20 protein-coding genes are annotated in these 19,653 nt (G+C 62.6%); 4 read left to right on the top strand and 16 right to left on the bottom strand.

The annotated features are described in order from the left end of the window. The first annotated feature begins 62 nt into the window (after positions 1 to 62). Both iorA and K3767_RS06855 read left to right on the top strand, forming a co-directional pair. Positions 63 to 1,748: an indolepyruvate ferredoxin oxidoreductase subunit alpha gene (gene iorA / locus K3767_RS06860; RefSeq protein ID WP_221173122.1), complete on the top strand. Its 1,686-nt coding sequence runs from the start codon at positions 63 to 65 to the stop codon at positions 1,746 to 1,748. Positions 1,749 to 1,757: 9 nt separating this feature from the next. Next, positions 1,758 to 2,357 carry an indolepyruvate oxidoreductase subunit beta gene (locus tag K3767_RS06855; protein WP_221172825.1) on the top strand — a complete coding sequence of 200 codons (600 nt, stop codon included), beginning with the start codon at positions 1,758 to 1,760 and terminating at the stop codon, positions 2,355 to 2,357. Here the strand turns inward: K3767_RS06855 and rfaE2 are convergent. From rfaE2 to K3767_RS06815, 8 genes are read right to left on the bottom strand one after another with little or no spacing between them, the layout of a single operon-like run. Beyond that, on the bottom strand, positions 2,284 to 3,528 hold the full coding sequence (rfaE2, locus tag K3767_RS06850; protein ID WP_221172824.1) for a D-glycero-beta-D-manno-heptose 1-phosphate adenylyltransferase: 1,245 nt from the start codon (positions 3,526 to 3,528) through the stop codon (positions 2,284 to 2,286). The two genes, K3767_RS06855 and rfaE2, sit on opposite strands and share 74 nt — an antisense overlap. After that, positions 3,525 to 3,932: a retropepsin-like aspartic protease gene (locus K3767_RS06845; RefSeq protein WP_221172823.1), complete on the bottom strand. Its 408-nt coding sequence runs from the start codon at positions 3,930 to 3,932 to the stop codon at positions 3,525 to 3,527. The genes rfaE2 and K3767_RS06845 overlap by 4 nt, the downstream gene beginning before the upstream one ends. A 27-nt stretch (positions 3,933 to 3,959) precedes the next feature. Beyond that, the gene (locus K3767_RS06840) at positions 3,960 to 4,667 is read right to left on the bottom strand and encodes a ComF family protein (RefSeq protein ID WP_221172822.1); all 708 of its coding nucleotides are present in this window, start codon (positions 4,665 to 4,667) and stop codon (positions 3,960 to 3,962) included. Then, positions 4,621 to 5,763 (bottom strand): M20/M25/M40 family metallo-hydrolase, encoded by a 1,143-nt coding sequence (locus K3767_RS06835; RefSeq protein ID WP_221172821.1) that lies wholly within the window; start codon positions 5,761 to 5,763, stop codon positions 4,621 to 4,623. Before K3767_RS06835 ends, K3767_RS06840 begins: the two co-directional genes overlap by 47 nt. Positions 5,764 to 5,767: 4 nt before the next feature. Continuing rightward, positions 5,768 to 6,046, bottom strand: coding sequence for an acylphosphatase (locus tag K3767_RS06830; RefSeq protein WP_221172820.1), 279 nt, complete (start codon positions 6,044 to 6,046; stop codon positions 5,768 to 5,770). Next, complete coding sequence (polX, locus tag K3767_RS06825; protein WP_221172819.1) at positions 6,046 to 7,770, bottom strand: DNA polymerase/3'-5' exonuclease PolX; 1,725 nt, start codon at positions 7,768 to 7,770, stop codon at positions 6,046 to 6,048. Before polX ends, K3767_RS06830 begins: the two co-directional genes overlap by 1 nt. A gap of 3 nt (positions 7,771 to 7,773) precedes the next feature. After that, the gene (locus K3767_RS06820; RefSeq protein ID WP_221172818.1) at positions 7,774 to 8,202 is read right to left on the bottom strand and encodes an EamA family transporter; all 429 of its coding nucleotides are present in this window, start codon (positions 8,200 to 8,202) and stop codon (positions 7,774 to 7,776) included. Beyond that, positions 8,199 to 8,744, bottom strand: a complete 546-nt coding sequence (locus K3767_RS06815; protein WP_221172817.1) for a ferredoxin domain-containing protein — start codon at positions 8,742 to 8,744, stop codon at positions 8,199 to 8,201. Before K3767_RS06815 ends, K3767_RS06820 begins: the two co-directional genes overlap by 4 nt. A gap of 88 nt (positions 8,745 to 8,832) precedes the next feature. Between K3767_RS06815 and K3767_RS06810 the strand changes: the two genes are divergently transcribed. Together K3767_RS06810 and K3767_RS06805 are read left to right on the top strand one after the other, a co-directional pair. Next, on the top strand, positions 8,833 to 10,050 hold the full coding sequence (locus K3767_RS06810) for an MFS transporter (RefSeq protein ID WP_221172816.1): 1,218 nt from the start codon (positions 8,833 to 8,835) through the stop codon (positions 10,048 to 10,050). Then, complete coding sequence (locus K3767_RS06805) at positions 10,040 to 10,690, top strand: HD domain-containing protein (protein ID WP_221172815.1); 651 nt, start codon at positions 10,040 to 10,042, stop codon at positions 10,688 to 10,690. Before K3767_RS06810 ends, K3767_RS06805 begins: the two co-directional genes overlap by 11 nt. Before the next feature lie 6 nt (positions 10,691 to 10,696). On the opposite strand, the gene K3767_RS06800 is transcribed toward K3767_RS06805, so the two are convergent. The 8 genes from K3767_RS06800 to K3767_RS06765 are packed head-to-tail and all read right to left on the bottom strand — an operon-like array spanning position 10,697 to position 19,636. Continuing rightward, positions 10,697 to 12,526: a hypothetical protein gene (locus K3767_RS06800; RefSeq protein WP_221172814.1), complete on the bottom strand. Its 1,830-nt coding sequence runs from the start codon at positions 12,524 to 12,526 to the stop codon at positions 10,697 to 10,699. 2 nt (positions 12,527 to 12,528) lie between these two features. Then, entirely contained in the window at positions 12,529 to 13,395 is an 867-nt protein-coding gene (locus K3767_RS06795) for a MoxR family ATPase (protein WP_221172813.1), read from the bottom strand. 38 nt (positions 13,396 to 13,433) lie between these two features. Next, positions 13,434 to 14,066 carry a lipopolysaccharide assembly protein LapB gene (locus tag K3767_RS06790; protein ID WP_255592329.1) on the bottom strand — a complete coding sequence of 211 codons (633 nt, stop codon included), beginning with the start codon at positions 14,064 to 14,066 and terminating at the stop codon, positions 13,434 to 13,436. 23 nt (positions 14,067 to 14,089) lie between these two features. Beyond that, complete coding sequence (locus K3767_RS06785) at positions 14,090 to 14,956, bottom strand: hypothetical protein (protein WP_221172812.1); 867 nt, start codon at positions 14,954 to 14,956, stop codon at positions 14,090 to 14,092. Beyond that, entirely contained in the window at positions 14,940 to 17,033 is a 2,094-nt protein-coding gene (locus tag K3767_RS06780; protein WP_221172811.1) for an urea transporter, read from the bottom strand. The genes K3767_RS06785 and K3767_RS06780 overlap by 17 nt, the downstream gene beginning before the upstream one ends. Beyond that, on the bottom strand, positions 17,030 to 18,370 hold the full coding sequence (locus tag K3767_RS06775) for an alanine racemase (protein WP_221172810.1): 1,341 nt from the start codon (positions 18,368 to 18,370) through the stop codon (positions 17,030 to 17,032). The genes K3767_RS06780 and K3767_RS06775 overlap by 4 nt, the downstream gene beginning before the upstream one ends. After that, complete coding sequence (locus K3767_RS06770) at positions 18,367 to 19,395, bottom strand: ATP-grasp domain-containing protein (protein WP_221172809.1); 1,029 nt, start codon at positions 19,393 to 19,395, stop codon at positions 18,367 to 18,369. Before K3767_RS06770 ends, K3767_RS06775 begins: the two co-directional genes overlap by 4 nt. Continuing rightward, positions 19,388 to 19,636: an HPr-rel-A system PqqD family peptide chaperone gene (locus tag K3767_RS06765; protein ID WP_221172808.1), complete on the bottom strand. Its 249-nt coding sequence runs from the start codon at positions 19,634 to 19,636 to the stop codon at positions 19,388 to 19,390. The genes K3767_RS06770 and K3767_RS06765 overlap by 8 nt, the downstream gene beginning before the upstream one ends. Between the last annotated feature and the right edge of the window lie 17 nt (positions 19,637 to 19,653).

The following is a 19,653-nucleotide window of genomic DNA, read 5'->3' as shown; positions in this document are numbered from 1 at the left end:
ACGGTTGTCAAGGGGTAGGGGAGAGGGTAAAAAGGGGCAAACCTCAGGGGAGGCGGAAGGTGATGCATCCGGTACTTGCGCCGCGGGAAGGTGAAAGGGTCCTTTTTCTGGGAAACGAGGCCATAGTGCGCGGAGCGCTTGAGGCCGGAGTCCGGGTGGGTGCGGCCTATCCGGGGACTCCCTCCTCGGAGATAGGGAACAACCTCTTTGCCCTTTCCCGGGAGCTTCCGGGGCTTTACTTCGAGTTTTCGGTGAACGAGAAGGTGGCCATGGAAGTGGCGGCTGCGGCCGCGGCCAGCGGACTTCGTTCGCTGACCTGCATGAAACATGTGGGGCTCAATGTGGCCGCGGATCCCTTCCTTACCCTGGCCTATGTGGGGGTGCGGGCCGGGATGGTGGTGGTCACCGCCGACGACCCCTCTTGCCATTCCAGCCAGAACGAGCAGGACAATCGTTACTACGCCCGGCTTTCCGGGGTGCCCATGCTCGAGCCGGCCACCCCGGAGGAGGCCCGGCGCATGACCGCCTACGCCTTCGAGCTTTCGGAAAGACTGGAGCTCCCGGTGATCCTGCGAACCACCACCCGGGTCTCCCACGCCCGCGGGGTGGTTACCTGCGGAAGGGTCCGGGATTACTCCTCCTTTGAGAAGGGCCGTTTCGAGAAGGACCTCAAACGCTGGATCCCGGTACCGGCGGTGGCCCGCGAACGCCACCGGATTCTACTGGAAAAGGCCCGGGAGGCCGAGGAACTGGCCTCCCGTTCGGAATGGAACCGCATGATCAGGAAGGGACCTCTGGGGGTGGTGGCCTCCGGCGTTTCGGTCCTTTATGTGCTCGACGCCCTGGAGGAACTCGGGCTCTCGGACGAGGTCTCCGTGCTACTTCTGGGTTTCACCCATCCCTTCCCCCGGAATCTCGCGGCGGAGTTTCTCTCCGGGCTTGAGCGATGCCTGGTGGTGGAGGAACTCGAGCCCTATCTCGAGGAAGCTTTAAAGGTGGTGGTGGCTGAAAGGGGCCTTTCCGTGCGGATCCTGGGCAAGGCCGAGGGATATCTTCCCCGCTATCACGAATTTCACCCCGGCCAGGTTCGGGAGGCCCTGGCCCGGGCCTTCGGAGTGGACTATCGACCCCCGGAGATCCCGGATACCTCCTGGGTTCCCGAACTCCCCCCGAGGCCGCCCACGCTCTGTCCCGGCTGCCCCCACCGGGAGACCTACCGGGTGGTCAAGGAGGTACTGCGCGAGCTCGGCGAGGAGGAGAACACCGTCTATCCCACCGACATCGGCTGCTACACCCTGGGGCTGCTTCCTCCGCTCCGGATGGCCGATTACCTCCTCTGCATGGGCTCAAGCGCAGGATCGGCCTGCGGTTTCTCCGTGGCCACGGACCAGCGGATCGTGGCCTTCATCGGGGATTCCACCTTTTTCCACGCAGGCATCCCCCCGCTCATAAACGCCCTCTACCAGGGGCACAACTTCACCCTGGTGGTGCTGGACAACGACACCACGGCCATGACCGGCCATCAGCCCGTTCCCTCGCAGGAATTGCGTCCGGAGTCCCTCCGGGAAAGGCCGGTGATTTCCATAACGGAGTTCTGCCGGAGCCTGGGGATTCCCACGGTGGAGATCAATCCCTACCGGAAGAAGGAAGCGGCGGAGGCCGTCAAACCGATTTTCACCTCCGGGAAACTCGGAGTGATCGTTTCCAAGGCGCCCTGTGTACTCTACCGGGCTAAATTCAAGGGCTAGGAGGAGGCGATGGCTGAGGGTTACCGGATCCTTGCGGTGGGCGTGGGAGGTCAGGGGATACTCCTTTTTTCGCGGGTTCTGGGCGAAGCGGCCCTTCGGGAGGGATATCCCGTGGCCATGAGCGAGGTCCACGGAATGGCCCAGAGGGGAGGAGTGGTGGAGACGAACATCGTGGTCGGGGCGGTCCGGAGCCCCTATATTTCACCGGGAGAGGCCGATGTGCTCGTGGCCCTGGAGCCGGTGGAGGCCCTCCGGGCCCTTTCCCGGTGCAGGAAGGAGGCCACGGCCATAGTAAGTACCGATCCCGTGGTGCCCCAGATCGTAAAGGACGGTCTCGCCACCTATCCGGAGCTTCCGCCACTGCTTCAAAGACTCAGGGGGGTTCTTCCCCGGGTGTATCTCCTTTCCGGGGAGGAGCTGGCCCAGGAGGCCGGATCCACCCGGGCCCTGAATGTGGTTTTGCTCGGGGCTCTGGCCGCCACGGGCGTGCTTCCCTTCGGGCGCGAGGCCTTCCTTGCGGCCCTGAAGAAGGCGGTTAAGCCCGCCTATCTCGATCTGAACCTTCGGGCCTTCGATCTGGGGTGGCGGGCCGTCGAATCCGCTCGATGATACGGGTGGTGGAGACCCGGAACCGGAAGGGGATCCGCGCCACCCGTCCCCCGCGGGCCTTCACATAGTCCGCCCCCACGATCCGGTCCTCGGGCCAGTCCGCCCCCTTCACCAGCACCTCCGGCGAGAGGGCCCGGATGAGCCTTTCGGGGGTGTCCTCCTCGAAGATCACCACATAGTCCACGCAGGAAAGGGCGGCGAGAACCAGGGCCCGATGTTCGGCGGGATTAACGGGGCGCTCCGGCCCCTTGAGGCGCCTAACCGACGCGTCGGAGTTGAGTCCCACCACCAGAAAGTCCCCCAGCCGGCGAGCCTCCTCGAGATAACTAACATGTCCGGCGTGCAGCAGATCGAAACACCCGTTGGTGAAGACCATCCGGTGCCCGAGTTTCCTGCGCCGGGCCACCTCTTCCAGCAGTTCCGGAAGGCTCTTTACCTTCTCCGCGGCGGAGGGGACCGGACGGGAAGCCGAGGTGTTGAAAAGCCCCCGGGCCGCGTGAAGCTCCTCCGGGACGAGATCCGCCGTGAGCACGGTCTCCTCCGCTCCGGCCCGGGCCAGGATCTCCCCCCGGGGGGAGACCACCATACTCCTCCCGCCCAGCTTTTCCCCTTTAAGGGTGCCCACGGCGTTTACCACCACCACGAAGACCTGGTTCTCCACGGCCCTGGCCCGGGCCAGAAGGTGGAGATGTTCGATCCGCGAGGCCGGCCACCGGGCCAGCACGAAGATCACCCCCGCTCCCCGGGCTACGAGCGCCCGGGCCAGCTCGGGAAAACGCAGTTCGTAACAGATGAGCACGCCCCCGTGAAATTCCTCCGTAAGCGGAAAGACCCGCGAGATCTCCCCGGGGCGGAAGCCACACTCCGCATCAAGCCCCGGAAAAAGGACCCTCTTTTCCGCCACCACCTCCTCTTTTCCCTGAAAAAGCAGCAGAGCGCCGTTGTAAGGCCTTCCTTCCCGAAAGACGGGATGTCCAAGAAGGACAGGGATTCCGACCCGCCCCACCCAATCCTTCAGGGATCGCAGGGTCTCTTCGGCCCTTTCCGGTTTCAGGTCCTCGTATCCGGTGAGGGCCAGCTCCGGAGCCACCACCAGATCGACTTCCCTTACCGTGTGAAGCAACCTCCGGAGTTCTTCCTCCGAGCCGGCCTGAAGGAGGGCGATTTTCATATCCGGGGGGAGTTTTTCCTTCGTTTTAGCATGTGTTTTTTCACCGGACGGGCGCTGTACACCTCCTCCCTTTCAAAGTCCGGCACCAGACGCCACTTCTGAAAGGTGGAGGCCCCCACGATCACCTCCTCCGTGGCCCAGTCGTCGGACACCACCAGAAACTCGTCCGAAAGCCGGTCCCCGTCCAGATAGAAGTCCAGCACGACTCTGCGATCCACCACCAGTTCCTCTCCGGCCTTGGCGGTCTCAAAGCGCAGGGGATCGGGAAGGGGCTCTATCATTCCCAGCTCCCGGGCCAGACCCTCCCTGATGAAGGACATGCTGGCCCCGGAGTCGAAGAGGGCCCTCACCTCCCTCTCCCCCTTTGAACCCCTGAGCCTTACGGTCTTAAAAATGACCCCCATGCGCTTTACCTCCTTTCTTCAAGTCTATCAACTTTTTGAGGCCCGGGCGAGCACCGCCACGATTACCTCCGCGGCCCCGGCCTCCTTGAGCACTTGGGCGCATTCCTCCGCCGTGGCCCCGGTGGTGAGCACATCGTCCACGAGGAGGACCCGTGTGCCGAGAAGCGAAATTCCGGGCCTCACCGCAAAGGCCCTCCTAACATTTAGCCGGCGTTCGGAGCCGGAAAGTTCGTTCTGGGGTCTGGTCTCGCGCACGCGCACCAGAAGGTCCGCGAAATCCCCGAAGGCAAAGCGGGCCAGCAGGGCGCTCTGGTTGAAACCCCTCTTAAGGAGGCGTTCCCGGGAAAGGGGCACCGGGACCACCAGGTCCCAGGAGAGGGCTTCCGGAAGGCCCTGGCGTAGAAGTCTTCCCAGAGGGCGGGCGAGAGAAAAATCCTCCCCGAACTTAAGGGCCCGAATCCAGTCGCTCACCGGAGCTTCGTAACGGAAAGGGCTTATCACCCTATCGAAACTTCGTCCCGAAAGACACCTTCCGCAGGGGTGCGGAGGCACCCCTTCCGGATAGGGAACGGCGCAGACCGGACACCCGGTCGTGAGACGGGGAAGATCCTTCCGGCAGTTCGGGCAGAGAAACCGTTCCGGGCCCGGACGGATTCCGCATCGGAGGCAACGGTCCGGGAAGAAGAAGTTAATCAGGCTGGAGAGCGCCCTCCCCGGCGCTGACCACCACTTCATAAAGGAGCTTCGTGCAGAGGACCATGTCCTCCACCACCAGGTATTCCTCCGGGGAGTGCACCCGACGCATCCCCGTGCCCAGGATCACGCAGGTGATACCGTTCCGGTTGAAGATGTTGGCGTCCGAGCCCCCCTCGCTCTTGGCGTACTCCAGATCCATCCCCAGGCGTGAGGCCGCCCGGGAAAGCAACCTCAGCACCGGATGTTCCGGATCCACGCGGAAACGGGGAAACATCTCCTCCCGGTGAGCGGAGAAAGCCGGACGACCGTCGGGCTCCGGGGGCGAACAGACCTCCCGAAAGGTCTCGTTGATCCTCTCCCACAGGGAGTCTATCTTTGCGGTGTCGTGACTCCGTATTTCCCCTTCGATGAGCACCTCCTCGGGAACGATGTTGGTGGCTTTACCCCCCTTGATGGTGCCGAAGTTGAGGGTGGTTTCCTCGTCGATGCGTCCGTTGGGAAGGCGGGCCAGCGCCTCGGCGGCCAGTTTTATGGCGCTGAGGCCCTTTTCCGGCTCGAGTCCGGTGTGCGCGGCCCGGCCCAGCACCTTCAACCTGAATTTTATGGCCTCCGGAGCCTTCACGATAACCTTTCGGGGGTCCTCCGAGTCCAGGATGTAGCCCATCTTCGCCCTGAGCAGCCGGTAATCCAGGTATCGGGCGCCGAAAAGCCCGATCTCCTCACAGGTGGTGAAGACCAGCTCAAGCGGGGGATGGGAAGCCCCGGAATCCCGAAGCGCCCGCACCAGCTCGATGATAACCGCAATGCCGCTCTTGTCGTCGGCCCCGACGAGCCCCCCTTTTTCGTTCCGAATAATCCCGGCCTCCTCCACCGGTTGGACCTCCGGCGTGGGCTCCACCGTGTCGAGATGGGCGGAGAGAAGAAGAGGCTCCAGGTCGGAACGCCCGGGGATCCTCACGATGAGGTTCCCGGTGTTGGAGCGACTGTAAACCGCGGAGTGGTCGAAGAAACACTCCCCTCCCAGGGCCTCGAACACCGAAATCAGGTGCTGGGCGAGATCCCTCTCCCGGGTGGAGGGACTGTCTATACCCGCCAGGGTCAGGAATTCCAGTTTCAGCCTTTCGGGGTCGATCATGGGATCAATACCTTATGGAAAAGTCCCTGAACTCACCGGTGTAGGGTTCCTCCACGGCCTCCACACCGGTGACCTCCGCAAGAGGCGAGCCCACATGACACCAGCGCACCATGGCCTCCACCGCCTCTTCCTCCCCCTCGAAAACGGCCTCCACCCTTCCGTCGGGGAGATTGCGCACCCAGCCCTTTACCCCCAGCCGGTCGGCCTCCTTTTTGGTGTAGGACCGGAACCAGACCCCCTGAACTCTCCCGGAGATCCAGACATGTACGCGTTTCCGACCCATCAGAATTGCCCCCTCACCTTTTTGAGCCAGTCCAGAAATTCCTCGTACGATAATGTATTTAGCACATCCTCTTTCTCACACCAAGCCCTTCGGGCCACGGCCACCCCCAGGGCGAGCTGGGCCATCTGGTCGGCGATGTGGGCGTCGGTCCCGATGAGGAGCTTCACCCCGGCCTCCCGGGCCTGGCGGGCGTGGATGTCGTTCAGATCCAGGCGGTTGTAAAAGGCGTTTATTTCCAGGGCCTTGCCGTGCCCGGCCGCCGCCTCGATCACCCTGGTGAGGTCCAGGGCGTAGGGCTCGCGTTCACCCAGCAGCCGACCCGTGGGATGGGCCAGGGCGTGCACCAGGGGATGGGAGAGGGCCGCCACCGCCCGGGCGGTGAGCTGTTCCTCCGGCTGCTGAAACCCGGTGTGGATGGCGGCGATGACGAGATCGATCTCGGCGAGCACCTCGTCGGGATAGTCCAGCGTTCCGTCCGCCCGAATGTCCACCTCGGCTCCGAAAATCAGTTTCACCCCTTTCGAACGCCGGTTGAATTCCTCGATGGCCCGTTTTTTCTCCATCAGGGCCTCCACTGGCACCCCTCCGGCCACCTTGAGACCCTGGGAATGATCGCAGATCCCCACCCAGGAAAGCCCCAGGGATTCCGCAAAGGCCGCGATCTCCTCGAGACTCGAGTGCCCGTCGCTGTACTTGGAGTGCACATGGGCGTCGCCGTGCAGGTCTTCGTACTTAACGAGATCCGGAAGTCGTCCCTCAAGGGCGGCCTCTATCTCCCCCCGATCCTCCCGCAGTTCCGGCGGAATCCAGGGAAGTCCCACCGCGGCGAAGACTTCCTCTTCCTCCCGGCCTCCGATCCTCCGGTCTCCCCGGAAGACGCCGTACTCGTTGATCTTAAGCCCCCGCTCCACCCCCATCTCCCGGATACGAATGTTGTGAGCCTTGGAGCCGGTGAAGTAGGCCAGCGCCGCCCCCCAGCACTCCGGGTCCACCACCCGGAGGTCCACCTGTATCCCCGGGCTTATGCGCACGCTGGTCTTGGTCTCGCCGTGGGCCAGGACCTCTTCCACCCGGCCGAAGGCCACGAAGGTCTCCATTACGCGGAGAGGATTCCGGGAGGTGACCAGGATGTCGATGTCCTTCACGGTTTCCCGGCGGCGGCGAATGCTTCCCGCCACCGCGATGCGATCCACCGGGGCCTTTTTCCGCAGATAATCGAGGAGTTCCTCCGCCAGCGGCAGCACCTCTCCGAGAGGCCTGCGGCCGATCTTTTCCCGCAGGAGCTTGAGCCCCTTCAGAATCTTCTCCTCGGTCTTGTAGCCCATCCCCGGAAGTCGGGCGATCTTGTGTTCCAGGCAGGCTTTCTCCAGGTCCTCCAGGGTCTTTATGCCCAGGGCGTCGTAAATGAGTTTGGCCTTTTTGGGGCCGAGTCCGGGGATCTCGAGGAATTTCAGGAGCTCCGCGGGGATCTCCCGTTTGAGCTCCTCGTACAGGGAAAGGGTACCGGTCTCCAGGATCTCCTTGATCTTTCCGGCCAGATCCGCCCCTATGCCCGGTATGCGGGTAAGCTGCCCCCGGCGGGCCAGCTCCTCCACATCCCGGGTTAAGGCCTCGAGGTTCTGAGCCGCCCGCTGATAGGCCCGCACCCGGTAGGGATTCTCCCCCTTGATCTCGAGAAGGGCCGCCACCTTTTTGAAGACCTCCGCCACCTCCTGATTGCGCACCCCTCAGCTCCTCTGAAGGATTATCAGCCCCGCCACGGTTAAAAGTATTCCCAGAAGACGCGTAAGGGTCAAATCCTCCCGGAGAATCAGGAGGGCCAGCACCGCGGTTACCAGGGGATAGGCCGCGGTGAGGGGAACGATCTTTGAGGCCGCTCCGGTCTTGAGGAGGGAAAAATAGGTGAGCATCCCCAGAAACCCGGCGAGAATCCCGCTTGCCCCGAGGATCAGGAGATCCCGCGGGCTGACCTCCGGGATCCCGCCGGCCTCGCCGGTGAGAAGGGCCGCCAGCACCAGGGCCACCGCCGCAACGGAGGTTCGAATGGTGAGCGCGAGGAGGGGCGAGACGGCCCGCAGGGCCAGCTTTTCGAGCAAAGGCGAAGACCCCCAGAAGAGGAGGGTCAGAAGCCACAGGGCCAGGGCCTTACCGTTCATGCCTTGCGATCAAAGAAGATGTTCTTGCCCTTGATGCTCAGGGGTATCCCCAGCACCACCTGCGCCGAGAGCCATCCCAGCCTCCGGGCCGCCACACCGATGGTGTACATCACCCGGTTGTCCACGCAGAGGTCCTTGGCCACGCTCACCGCCGAACCAACCGCTATCCCCAGATCAATGAGGCGCATGGCACAGACCGGCCCCTCGTAATCCCCCGCGCTTCTTTCCGCCTTGAGGATACCCTCGCAGTCAAAGCCGCACCCCCGGCAGTTCACCCCCACCGGTCGCTTGAAATCGAGTCCGATGAGGACCACGGCCTCGGCCCTTCGCACATTGTCCGCGTCGCGCTTGAAAAAGGCAAAGGCCTTACCCCTCTCGGCCACCCTCTCCATCTCCCGGGCGAGGGCCTCCTTTTCCTCCCCCTCAACGACCAGAGCGGTTACCAGTTCGTCCTGTCCCCGGGCCTTGGGGGCCGTCCGGGCCGCCGCCAGCATAAGTTTCCCCACCAGGGCCGCTACCTCTTTCTCGGGATTGATCTCCATGACCCTCCCTCCTCGGAGCTTTTCAGGCAAAGATTAGCAGCTTCGGCCTTTCTAGGCAAAGGGGGGCCTCGCGGTTAAGATTAGGGCCATGGCTTTCTGGGTGGAACTGGCGCAGGGACTGGTTCTGCCTCTGCGCAGGAAACACTTTCGTTACTTCATCATGGCTCAGGGCCTTTCCCTTCTCGGCCGCTGGGTGCACACCACGGCCCAGCGCTGGCTCCTTTACGAGCTGACCGGTTCCTCGGCCTACCTGGGGCTTCTCGGAGCCCTGGGTTCCTTCCCGGTGCTCCTTCTGGCCCTTCCTGCCGGGGTCATCGCCGACCACTTCTCCAAGAGGAAGGTGCTGATCGCGGCCCAGTCCGTGGCCGCCCTTTCCGCGTTTCTCCTCTTTCTCCTGGTTTTCACCGGGCTGATCCGCCCCTGGCACATCCTTCTGCTGGCCTTTCTTCTGGGCGTGGGAGTGGCCCTGGAGTTTCCGGTGCGCAACGCCTTCATCTACGACATGGTGGGCAGGGAGGACCTGGTCTCGGCCCTATCCCTTCATTCTCTCGCCTTTAACCTTTCCCGTTTCCTGGGGCCGGCGCTCGCCGGCTGGCTCATGGCCTTCTCCGGGCTGGCCTACTGCTTTCTCTTCAACGCGGCGAGTTACCTCCCGGTGATGACGGCGGTGGCGCTTATGGACCTCCCGGAGGAACGCAAACCCCCCCGAACCGGTCTTTTCCTTTCCCTGCGGGAGGGTCTTTCCTATGCCGCCCGGAGACCCGCCATAAAGGGAGTCCTCCTTCTGGTAATGCTGGTGAGCGTGGGGCTCTTTCCCTACGCGGTGCTCCTTCCCCCCCTCACCCGCGAACTCTACCACGGAGGAGCCCGGGAGTTCAGCTTCTTTATGGCGGCAAACGGGCTGGGGGCGCTTCTCGGAGCGGGCTTTGCCGGCACCCTGGGGCGTCGTCTCCCCCAGGGAAGGCTCATCTTCTTTTCGGCCCTGCTTCTTCCGCCGGCGATCTTTTTCCTTACCCTGGGAGGAGGGATCCTTAAGGGAGGACTCCTTCTGGCCCTCGTCGGGTTTCTCATGGTAAATATCATCATGAACGGAAACGCCCGGGTTCAGACCCTGTGCGAGGACGAGATGCGGGGGCGGGTGCTGGGGCTTTTCAGCTGGTGCTTCTTCGGGCTTTTCCCGGCGGGAAGCCTTTTCTGGGGGGCGGTGGCCGAAAGGGTGGGGGCGGCCCCGGCCCTTAGGATTGCGGCCCTGGTCTCCGGGGGGCTTATCTTTCTCCTGTGGTGGAGGTTTCGGCATGAGGCTTGATCAGGCCACCTGGGAGAGACTACGGGAGCGAGCCCGAAAGCTTTACGAGGCCAACGGGACCTCGCATCGCCTGGATCATGTGGAGCGGGTGCTGCGACTGGCCGAGCGTCTGGCCCGTGAGGAAGGCGCCGACCCGGAGGTGGTGCGGGTGGCGGCCCTCCTTCACGACATAGGTCGCGGCGAGGAAGCCCGCACCCGGGGGCGTATCTGCCACGCTGAATACGGGGCCGAGCTGGCCCGAAGGATTCTCGAGGAGGAAGGCCTTCCCCGGGACTTCATCGAACGGGTGGTACGGGCCATAAGACGCCACCGGTTTCGGCGGGGAGAACCCCCGGAAACCCTCGAGGAGAAGGTCCTCTTTGATGCCGATAAACTGGACAGTCTCGGTGCGGTGGGAATAGGCCGGGCCTTTCTTTTCGCCGGCGAGGTGGGGGCCCGCCTTCACAATCCGGAGGTGGACCTCGAAAAGACCGAACCCTACTCAGCGGAGGACACCGCCTGGCGGGAGTTCAAGCTCAAGCTTTCGAAGATAAAGGATCGTCTGCTCACCCGGAGCGGACGCCGACTGGCCGAGGAACGCCACCGTTTCATGGAGGAATTCTTCGAGCGTCTGAATCGAGAGGTGCGGGGGGAGTGTTGAGGGGTCTCACCCCTGTTGAGGATCGGTATTTATGAACCGATGGGCGTAGGAGCGTACATGGTGCCCTTCGAGCACATGAAAGGTACGGATCCGCCGGAGGAGAAGGGGCGAGAAACTGCCCAGGGGTAGATAGACCACCTTTTTGCCCTGTCGAGCGGCAAAGCTTCGCGCCAGAGCGCTCGGAGGTCTCCGGGCCACATAGACGATGTACCGTTCCAGGGAATAATCTATGCCGGCGAGAAGCAGGCGTTCGGCCTTGGTGCGGGCGAAGTCGAAGTAGGAGTCGCTCCAGACATCGTAGACCCGCATGGGGGGATAGGTGAGCATGAATCCCCCGTAAACGCAGCGGGAGATCCCCGGCCCTATGACCACCTCCCCGGGCGGGGTGGCGTAGAAGGCCATGTCGGACTCCTCTTCGTGTTCCCCGTGCCAGGTGAGTTTCCAGGGGTATTCCTCCCGGCCACCGGGAGGGGGATCGTCCTCCTCGAAGATGACCACCACCGATCCGGCGCGCCCCGGGGCCGCCGGGGCGTCCACCACATAGATGCGCCCCTCGTGCCAGCGGCGTATGGTCTCGCGAAGGTCTGGTCCGTCTTTGAGGGACACCGTGAAGGGTTCCACCCGGCGGAGCTCCTCGGAGATCACCCGCAGGGCCCGACGCATGGCCTCGCGCCCGAAGTTCTCGATCACGATGTCCTCCGGGGGGAAGGAGCAGATGTTTCCCCCCTTCCAGGCCTCCTTCCACTCCCCGGGCCGGCGTTCCGGGGGTCTCTTTTTAACGGGAACGAGTCGGCGCCGGTGAAGGGGTTTCATGCGGCGGAAGAAGCGGATCCGGCGGTGAGGTTTCATCAGATCCTCAAGGCGCAGGTCCAGCGGCACCAGATCGGGGGTTTCCGTCTGATAGGGATAGCGGGTTCCGATCTCCCACAGGTGCCAGGCAAAATCGTCGCCCCCCGTCCCCCGGGCGGCCACCAGAAGCTGATAGAAGTCCGGAATCAGGCGTCCGGAAAGGAGGGCCCAGTTCCTTCTGAACTGTCGCATCACCGCAAGGGCCCGTGGAGGGAGGACCTCCCGGAATTCCCGGGCGTAGGCCTCACCGGCCTTTCGTACCAGCTCTTCGTGAAGCCGGATCCGGTCGAGGGGGAGTTTCCCCAGCCGGCGGGCCTCCTCGTAGGCTCCCTGGAGGAAACCGACCTCCGAGAGCACCTCCCGCGACCCCTCGGCGGAGAGGTGAAAGACCCTCACTCCTTCACGGCGAGCGGAGGCCAGAGGGGTGGGAAGATCGGGCCGGGCAAGCCAGGCCCCCACCCGACGCGCGTGAGCCAGCCCCACCACGAAGGCCACCCGGCGGAAGCGCCCGGCCAGTTTGCGGAGCCCGTAGGCCATGGCCAGCTCGCGGCTTTCGTCCTGAGGAAGCGGAGGAAAGTCCACCCGCAGGGCCTCCTCCACATAGCGCTCGTAGCCCAGACGGAAAACCAGATAGGGATCCGGAAAGGGGTCTCTTCTTCCCGGATAGCCCTCCAGGTCCAGATCCACGAAGAAGACCGGAAGTTCCCTCTCCAGGGCGAACCTTGCGGCCTCGATCAGGGGCTCCACCGGCTCCACCACGAGATACACCTCGGTACCGTCCCGTTCGGTGTAGTGGATCACCGAAAGGTACGGAAGACGCCGGACCGCCCGGAGGATAGGCCCGGCGAGCGTGGGAGGATATTCCACCGCCACGGCCTCGGGTTCGATCTCGCGGAGACGAAGGTGAACCGCCTGAGCGAACTCCAGGCTCCCATGAAGGATCGGGAGAAGGAAGAATTCCGTGCCCCCCTGGACGATCCGGAACATGACTAGACCGGACGGAGGCGCGGCCTACCGCGGGATTCTCCGCCTTCCGGAAGGTAAACCAGGGCCTCGGGCCCCAGGATCTGGATCACCGCCTGCCGCAGTACTTCCGCGAGGGGGCGTTCCCGGTCACAACTCCGGAGCCGCTTGAGGGCGTAACGGCCGATGTTTACCCCGTCGCGCACGCTGTAGGGCTCGCCGCCGCGATGAGCGGCCTGAAGAAAGGAGACCAGGTAATTGAGAAGGTCTTCGTCGGCAAAGGGCAGGTTGGCCCGCAGGATCTCCCTTTCCTCCTCGGCCTCCGGAAAGTCCACGAAGATCTGGGGCTGGAGGCGCGAATGGATGTACTCCGGGAGGTCAAAGGTGGAGGCGTCCTCGTTCATGGTTACGCAGAGACGGAAGTCGGGATGGGCCTGGATCTTTATGCCGGCCACGATGGACTCCACATAGCGCCGGGAGTCCAGAAGCGGAGCCAGGGAGGCCCAGCTCTTTTCGCTCATGCGGTTGGCCTCGTCGATGATGGCCACTCCGCCCCGGATCATGGCGGTGACGATAGGACTGGCCATGTACCTGATCCGGCCCTCCTCGGAGATGACCGGAGTCACGATGAGATCCTCGGGACGCGTGTCCACCGTGGCCTGGAAGATATAGACCTCGCGGGAGAGCCTCTTCGCCGCGGCGTAGGCCAGGGTGGTCTTCCCCACGCCGGGTTTGCCCACCAGACGGGGGTTGAGGGGGAGGTCCCGCTCGTCCACCAGCATCCAGGCCGCAAGGATCTGCTGAATGATCTCCTCCTGGCCCACGCAGACCAGGTGGAGCTCGTCGGGATGCGAGAGGTGCAGGGTGACTCCTTCCACGGTTACGGTGCGCATGGAACTTATTTTACTGCAAATACCCCGGGGGGAAAGGTCTAGCGATTCCCGGAGAGGTATCGGCGGGCCACCCGGTTGCCGGGATCCAGGATGAGGATGTCTCCGAAAAGGGTGCGGGCCTCCCTGTGGCGACCGGAAAGTTCCAGGGTCAGGGCCAGCTCGGTGAGGAAGGCCACATCGGTGGGATAAAGGGCCAGCATCTTCCGGCACACCGCCTCGGCCTGGCGGTACTTTTTCTCCTCCCTGAGGGCACGGGCCAGGCGCAGGTTGCCGTAATAATTGTAGTAGTCGATCTTGAGAACGCGGTACATCAGTTCCTCCACCCTTCGCCAGTCCTTACGGGCCAGATAGGGAAGACTCAGCCCCAGGAGGGGTTCCACCGCCTGCGGCGCCGCGGCCGCGGCGATCTGGTAATGCTCTATGGCGTTTCGATAGCGTCCCTCCAGGTAGTAAAGCCAGCCCAGACGGAGGTTAACCGTGTAGGCCCGGGGAAAGGTCTCGTAGACCGGACGCAGGGCCTCCCGGGCCCGGGCATAGCGCCCCTCCCGCTCCAGACGATAGGACTCGTAATAGGCCTTCTTTATGGCCTCGTAGTCCAGGGCCTTGAGCGGGGCGCCCCACCACACCAGAAGCCCCAGGAGAAAAAGCCCTCCCCGGACCAGAGACCTCACCCGTACCCCTCCGCGGGCCGCGGTTAAAAGTTGAAACCGAAAAAGGCGGTGAGCACGCTCTGGTTCACGGCTTTTTCGGACTCGATCTCCTTATAGGTGTTCCAGCTCGCCGTAAGACCCAGGACATACTTTTTCCGATAGCGATAGGTTACCTCCCCGGTCACTCCGCCCCGATACTTTTCGGTGAGGTTGTAAACCACGAACCCGGCCCGTTTCACCGCAAAGACCTGCTGCCCCGCCCACCCGGAAAGCTTGACGCTTAAAGGTCCCCGGGTGCAGGTGGCCGAAAGCTCCAGGGAGTAGTAGTTTTCCATGGAAAGGCCCAGTTTTTCGTTTTCGTCCAGGTTTATGTAGTAGCCCCGGGCTTCGAGATAGAGAGAGCGCTCGCCCAGCTTCAGGAAGTAGCCCGCGTGCGGGGAGAACTGGAGCACATCCACCCCCCGGTGATAATCCGAGTAGGCCACCTCAAGACCCACATTCCAGCGATAGGGCACGAGATAGGTGAGGTCTCCGAAAACGATCTTTCCGTCGTCGGTGAGGTCGTCGTCGCTGGAGATGTAGTGGCCCCCCACCCGCAAGGAGAGGTTGGGATGGAGGCTTCCGGTGTTGGTGTAGGCCAGGGTTAGGTCGGTCTGATCCAGATCGTTATAGCCGGAGTCGTAGTTCAGGTGAAGCTGAGAGACCGCGGCTTCCACCCCGTGGTGAAGGCCGTCTCCGAAACTCCCGTAAGCGGTGAGGGCGTACCCGTCCTCCTTGAAACGAGAGTTGCCGTAGTTGAGATAGGTCCCGTACAGGGCCATGTACTTTTTGAGGGTTCCCGCAGGGGTTCCTCCGGCCAGGAAAAGTCCCAGGGCCAATACCGTGAGAACCGTTCTAAGCATTCTCCTCATCGTTTTCCCTCCGTCTAAGTCTCAGGGTTCGTCCTTTTCTCCGGATAACCACTTCCTCAAACCCCGCCAGGGGATGGATTTTTACAGCGGTTTCCACCTCATAATCATTAAAGATAATCCTTCCGCGGAAGTCAAATCTTCCCAGGGCCTGATAGCGGGCCTCCAGACGCAAAAAAGAGGGCCAGAAGGAAATCAGGAAGAGATACAGCCCTTTTTTGAGGGGAGGCAGCAGGATTTCCAGCGGAAGGTGGTCAGACCAGGAGATCCCCGGGCGGAGGTTCAGGGGGATCCTAGGGGCGGCCAGGAAGAACCAGCGCAGGGGGGAACGGTTCGTCCCCTCGTAATTCAGGAAACAGAAGGCCGCCCCCCGCTGGGCGAAGTAAAGACGCGCCTTTCCGTCGGTGAGGTAAAAGGTCCCGTCAGGGGCCATCTTTACCTCCAGGTGGAGGATTTCCTCGGAGCCTTCCTCCCCTTGTACCTCGTAGGTGAATTTTTGTCCCAGAAGAAGGTTGAGGCTCTGTTTGAGCCGTTTTTCCGGGAGGGCGGGTTCCACCGTTTCCCCTTCGGCGGGAAGGGAAAGGGCGTGAAACTCTCCGTTCCTGAGATAGCCGCTGAAGAGGAAGGGAATGGTGGGAGACCCCAGCTCCGGCCCGGTTTGAAGGTGGAGGTGGAGATGCGGTTCCGGAGAATAGCCGGAACTTCCGCAAAGCCCTACGAGGGCTCCCTTCACCACCCAGTCCCCCTTCTTTACCTTTACGGTGCCCGGGCTCAGGTGGGCCAGCACCGCGTAAAAACCCCGCTGGTCGTGGATGACTACATAGTTGCCCCAGGGCTGTTCGCGGTTGGCCGAGCCCGGAGGCTCGTCCGGGAGACCGTCCACCACCTCCACCACGCGCCCGCTCACCGGGGAGAGAACGGGCTTGCGGTAGGCGTAGTAGTCCTCAAGGCGCGTTCCGTCTCCGCCGTGGGTGCGTCCCTCCTCGTCGGTAATCACGAAATCGAGGGCGTATCGCCAGGGCCCCTTGTGGGTGAACTGTCCGTCCGGACCCTGCCACACCGTCCAGCGACCGCTCACCGGAAGCTCCACTTCCCAGGCCGTGGAGGGAAACCGTTTCTCCCAGGTCAGGTAGTGATCCAGGGTGCTTTCCGGGGTTCCACGATAATAACCGGTGAGACGACGGTATCCCGAGACCCCCAGCGCGTACAGCACCAGCAGGGTGGTTAGATTGAAGGGCAGGGCAAAGGCCGGAAGACCGAACCTTTCCCAGAAGGCCCGGGAGGCCTCGGTGAGGGGGACGGCCATGGCGGAGGCGATGAGCGCCAGGAGGTAGCTCCTGGGTGAGGGAATCAGGAAGACCCCACCCAGGGCCATGGCGATGAGGATAAAGTTGAAGTGGGCGAGGTTGGAAAAGGCCTCCGCGGAGGAGCCGGTGAAGAGGTAGACCAGGAGGCTTCCGGCCAGATACCCCGCCAGAGCGAGAAAAGCCAGGATGCGAGAGGCCAGAAGAAGCACCAGAAAGAGTCCCAGCCCCACCAGGGGATGGGGCATGAAAAACACCGCTCCCAGGGCCCTAAGGAAGCCGTCAAGCCACAGGGGAAGGGAGGTGAAAAGGAAGAGTTTGCGGGCGTAAAGGGCCTTTACGAACAGGTTGGAATAGTGGTAGGAGGCCAGGGTGGCGATGAGACTTCCGATCACGAAGGGAAGGCTCAGCACGGGAAGTCTGAGGTAGTAAGAGAAGGCCGAGGAAAGGCCGTAGGTCAGAAAGAAGGTGAAGACACCCATGAGCACCAGGAAGAGGAGACTCAGGAGGTCGAGCCGGAAGAAGTAGCCTATGGAGAGCCCCACCAGCAGGGGGTTGTATATGTAGAAGTCCAGTCGCAGAAAGTCTTCCTTAAGGCCCAGGAGGCGGGCGCAGAGGTAGGCGGAGAGCAGGCAGACCAGGGCGGAAAGCCCCAGATTGGGATTGAGTACCAGGGTGAAAAGCAGGATGGCCAGTCCGCCGGCCGGGCGGGAGAAAAAGAGCACCCCGGAGTAACTGTTCAGGATGGAGTTTGCGACGGGCCTTAAGTCTCTCATCGCAGGTGTTCGGGTATCCTTTCCCGGGCTACGATGTCCTCCAGGGTTTCGGCCTCGCGGATCACTTCAACCCTTCCCTCCTCGGTAACGAGGACCACCCGGGGTCGGTAGGTGATGAACTGCATCCACTGGGTCACATTGTAGGCTCCTACCGGGGACAGGATCAGCCTGGTGCCCCGGGAAAGGGGAGGGAGTAGGGCGTTTTCCTCCACCACATCTATGTTCATGCACAGGGGGCCGTAGAGCACGCAGGGCTCCGGGGGACCGGCCACCTCTTTCTCTATTTCCACCCGGAAGTGGTACCAGAAGGAGGTGAAGAGCAGGTTCACTCCCGCGTCGAGCACATAGGCCCGCCGGCCATCCGGAAGACGCTTGCAGGCCCGCACGGTGGTGATGAGAAAGCCGGCCTCGTCCACCAGGGCCCTTCCGGTCTCCAGGATCAAGAGGGGGTAGTCTCCCGGGGGGAGAGAGGCCAGAAGGGCCCGGCCGATCCGCTCCGCGTATTCCGAAAGCGGTGGCACCGCCACCTCCGGAGGAAGGTAGAGTCCCTTTAGACGGTTGCGGGAGGGAAACCCTCCGCCCAGATCCAGATACTCGATGGTCCAGCCGAACTCTTCCTCCAGCCTGCGGGCGAGACGCACCAGCTTTTCCGCGGCCCGACCGTAAGCCTCCGGCTCCAGGATGAAGGTGCCCTGATGACAGTGAAGGCCCACCACCTCGAGCCGGCCTCCGGCGGCGATCCTCCGGGCCACATTGAGCACCTCGCCGGACTCCAGGTTGAAACCGAACCGATCCCATCGGGGGTAAATCCCGGTGTCCATGTTCACCCGGAGACCGATACGGATCTTTTGCCCCGTCTCCCGGGCGATTTCCTCCAGATCCAGGATCTCGTCCAGGGAATCCGCATTTATGCGGGCTCCCTCCTCCACCGCTTTGCGCAGGACTTCTTTGGGCTTGTAAGGTCCGTTGAAAACGATCCGGTCTCCGGACATCCCTAGCCTTCGAGCCTTTTCGTATTCGAAGTCCGAAACCACCTCCGCGCTGGCCCCCTCCTGGTGAAAGATGCGGCAGATGGCGTCCAGATAGTTGGTCTTGTAAGACCAGCTGAATTCCACCCGGGGATAGTATCCCTCGAAGAGTCTTTTCAGGTGCCGAAACTGCTGACGCAGTCTTCTTTCGGAAAAGACGAAGAGCGGAGACCCGAATCGTTCCACCAGATCTCTTACCGGCACTCCGTCGATCTCCCGTCGCAGGAGCCGGGAAAGACCGCTTTTTTTGTCCCGTAGGAGACCGACCTGGAGTTTGACGATGGTGGGTTTCTGATAAGTTCTTTTCATCTTTCCCCCCTGGTGACCATGTGCTGAAATATCTCTAGATCCGTTACCAGATCGTCGGTGAAGCGGATGTAGAGCTTTCCCGCGGGATATTCCCAGTCTCTCTCGGGTTCCTGCCCCAGGGCGGCCCGGAGCAGTCTTTCCGGAAGGTTTATCCCCACTCCCACGGCGAAGTACACCCAGGCCGGAAAGCGGGGATTGATCTCGATGAGGTAAATGTCCTCTCCGGAAACGATGGTCTCGAGCTCGAAGGCTCCTCGCCAGCGAAAGTGTCGCACGAATTCCTCCGCGGCGGCGAGAAGTCCCGGATGGGTCACCGTAACCCCGGTCCAGATTTTCCCGAGGGAGGTGATCCAGAGCTTTTTGATGGCCAAGAGACCGAAGTGTCCACCCTCTCCGTCTCCCACGCCCACCACATTCATTTCCTCGCCCTCCACCACCTCCTGAAGGATCACGGGGTAGCCCCATTCCGCGGCGATGGTCTGGAAGTGCTGCCTGGCCTCGGTCTCGGTGTAGGCCCGCAGGGCTCTGTAAAAAAGGCCCTTGACCATCACCGGAAACCGGAGTCCGGAAAGGGCGCGGCCCAGTTCCTCGTAGGAGGAGACCGACAGGGTGGTGGGGGTCTTTATGCCCACGGCCTCGGCCACCACGGGGAGGTGATCCTTGGCCCGCAGTCGGAACTGTTTGCGGGTGGGAAGAAAGGTCTTGAGGCCGTAAGAGGCCAGTCGCGGAGCCAGATCTATGAAAAGGGGAAGCTCCGCGTCGAGAGCCGGGATGACCACCTCCAGGCCCTCCCGTTCCTTGATGTAAAGGAGGCGATTCAGGAAGGGTTCCTCGCCCTCGGAGGGGTAGGGCATGAGATAGGCCCGATCTATGAGTTCCGTAAGGTAAACGCCCGGTTCCATGGCGTCGTAGGCCAGCCCCACGATGGATACCGGGATCTTTCCCTCCCGCAGTCCCTTGATGATGCCCAGTCCCGGCCCCGGATTGTCCACGGCATTAATGCCTGAGACGGCCACCTTAACCATGTTCACCCTCCCACAGCCCGAGTCCCTTCAGGGTCTCCACAAACTCGTAGAGATCTCTTTCCGCCTCCTCGGGGCTCACCTCGTACTCCTTCACCAGCTCCGCCACGATCTTTTCGGGGGGTAGTCCCTCTTTAAGGTGCCTCAGGATCCGGAGTCCGGTTTCGTTTACCGTATAACTGTTTCCGGTCTCCGGATCGAAGACGAAACCTTCTTCGCTCACCGCCAGACGACGCAGCTTCATTTCCGGCCTCCTGATTG

The sequence above is a fragment of the Thermosulfurimonas sp. F29 genome, assembly GCF_019688735.1.
In the GTDB taxonomy this organism is placed as follows: domain Bacteria; phylum Desulfobacterota; class Thermodesulfobacteria; order Thermodesulfobacteriales; family Thermodesulfobacteriaceae; genus Thermosulfurimonas_A.
This window is presented reverse-complemented; position numbering and strand designations above follow the sequence as displayed.

Bases quoted from the DNA above. Each gene is read 5' to 3' on its own strand.
- K3767_RS06830 (WP_221172820.1), bottom strand. From the start codon at position 6,046: ATGGGTCGGAAACGCGTACATGTCTGGATCTCCGGGAGAGTTCAGGGG.
- K3767_RS06785 (WP_221172812.1), bottom strand. From the start codon at position 14,956: ATGAGGAGAATGCTTAGAACGGTTCTCACGGTATTGGCCCTGGGACTT.
- K3767_RS06835 (WP_221172821.1), bottom strand. From the start codon at position 5,763: ATGATCGACCCCGAAAGGCTGAAACTGGAATTCCTGACCCTGGCGGGT.
- K3767_RS06855 (WP_221172825.1), top strand. From the start codon at position 1,758: ATGGCTGAGGGTTACCGGATCCTTGCGGTGGGCGTGGGAGGTCAGGGG.
- K3767_RS06765 (WP_221172808.1), bottom strand. From the start codon at position 19,636: ATGAAGCTGCGTCGTCTGGCGGTGAGCGAAGAAGGTTTCGTCTTCGAT.
- K3767_RS06845 (WP_221172823.1), bottom strand. From the start codon at position 3,932: ATGGGGGTCATTTTTAAGACCGTAAGGCTCAGGGGTTCAAAGGGGGAG.
- K3767_RS06815 (WP_221172817.1), bottom strand. From the start codon at position 8,744: ATGGAGATCAATCCCGAGAAAGAGGTAGCGGCCCTGGTGGGGAAACTT.
- K3767_RS06810 (WP_221172816.1), top strand. From the start codon at position 8,833: ATGGCTTTCTGGGTGGAACTGGCGCAGGGACTGGTTCTGCCTCTGCGC.
- K3767_RS06770 (WP_221172809.1), bottom strand. From the start codon at position 19,395: ATGGTTAAGGTGGCCGTCTCAGGCATTAATGCCGTGGACAATCCGGGG.
- K3767_RS06805 (WP_221172815.1), top strand. From the start codon at position 10,040: ATGAGGCTTGATCAGGCCACCTGGGAGAGACTACGGGAGCGAGCCCGA.
- K3767_RS06800 (WP_221172814.1), bottom strand. From the start codon at position 12,526: ATGTTCCGGATCGTCCAGGGGGGCACGGAATTCTTCCTTCTCCCGATC.
- K3767_RS06840 (WP_221172822.1), bottom strand. From the start codon at position 4,667: ATGAAGTGGTGGTCAGCGCCGGGGAGGGCGCTCTCCAGCCTGATTAAC.
- K3767_RS06780 (WP_221172811.1), bottom strand. From the start codon at position 17,033: ATGAGAGACTTAAGGCCCGTCGCAAACTCCATCCTGAACAGTTACTCC.
- K3767_RS06775 (WP_221172810.1), bottom strand. From the start codon at position 18,370: ATGAAAAGAACTTATCAGAAACCCACCATCGTCAAACTCCAGGTCGGT.
- K3767_RS06795 (WP_221172813.1), bottom strand. From the start codon at position 13,395: ATGCGCACCGTAACCGTGGAAGGAGTCACCCTGCACCTCTCGCATCCC.
- K3767_RS06820 (WP_221172818.1), bottom strand. From the start codon at position 8,202: ATGAACGGTAAGGCCCTGGCCCTGTGGCTTCTGACCCTCCTCTTCTGG.
- iorA (WP_221173122.1), top strand. From the start codon at position 63: ATGCATCCGGTACTTGCGCCGCGGGAAGGTGAAAGGGTCCTTTTTCTG.
- rfaE2 (WP_221172824.1), bottom strand. From the start codon at position 3,528: ATGAAAATCGCCCTCCTTCAGGCCGGCTCGGAGGAAGAACTCCGGAGG.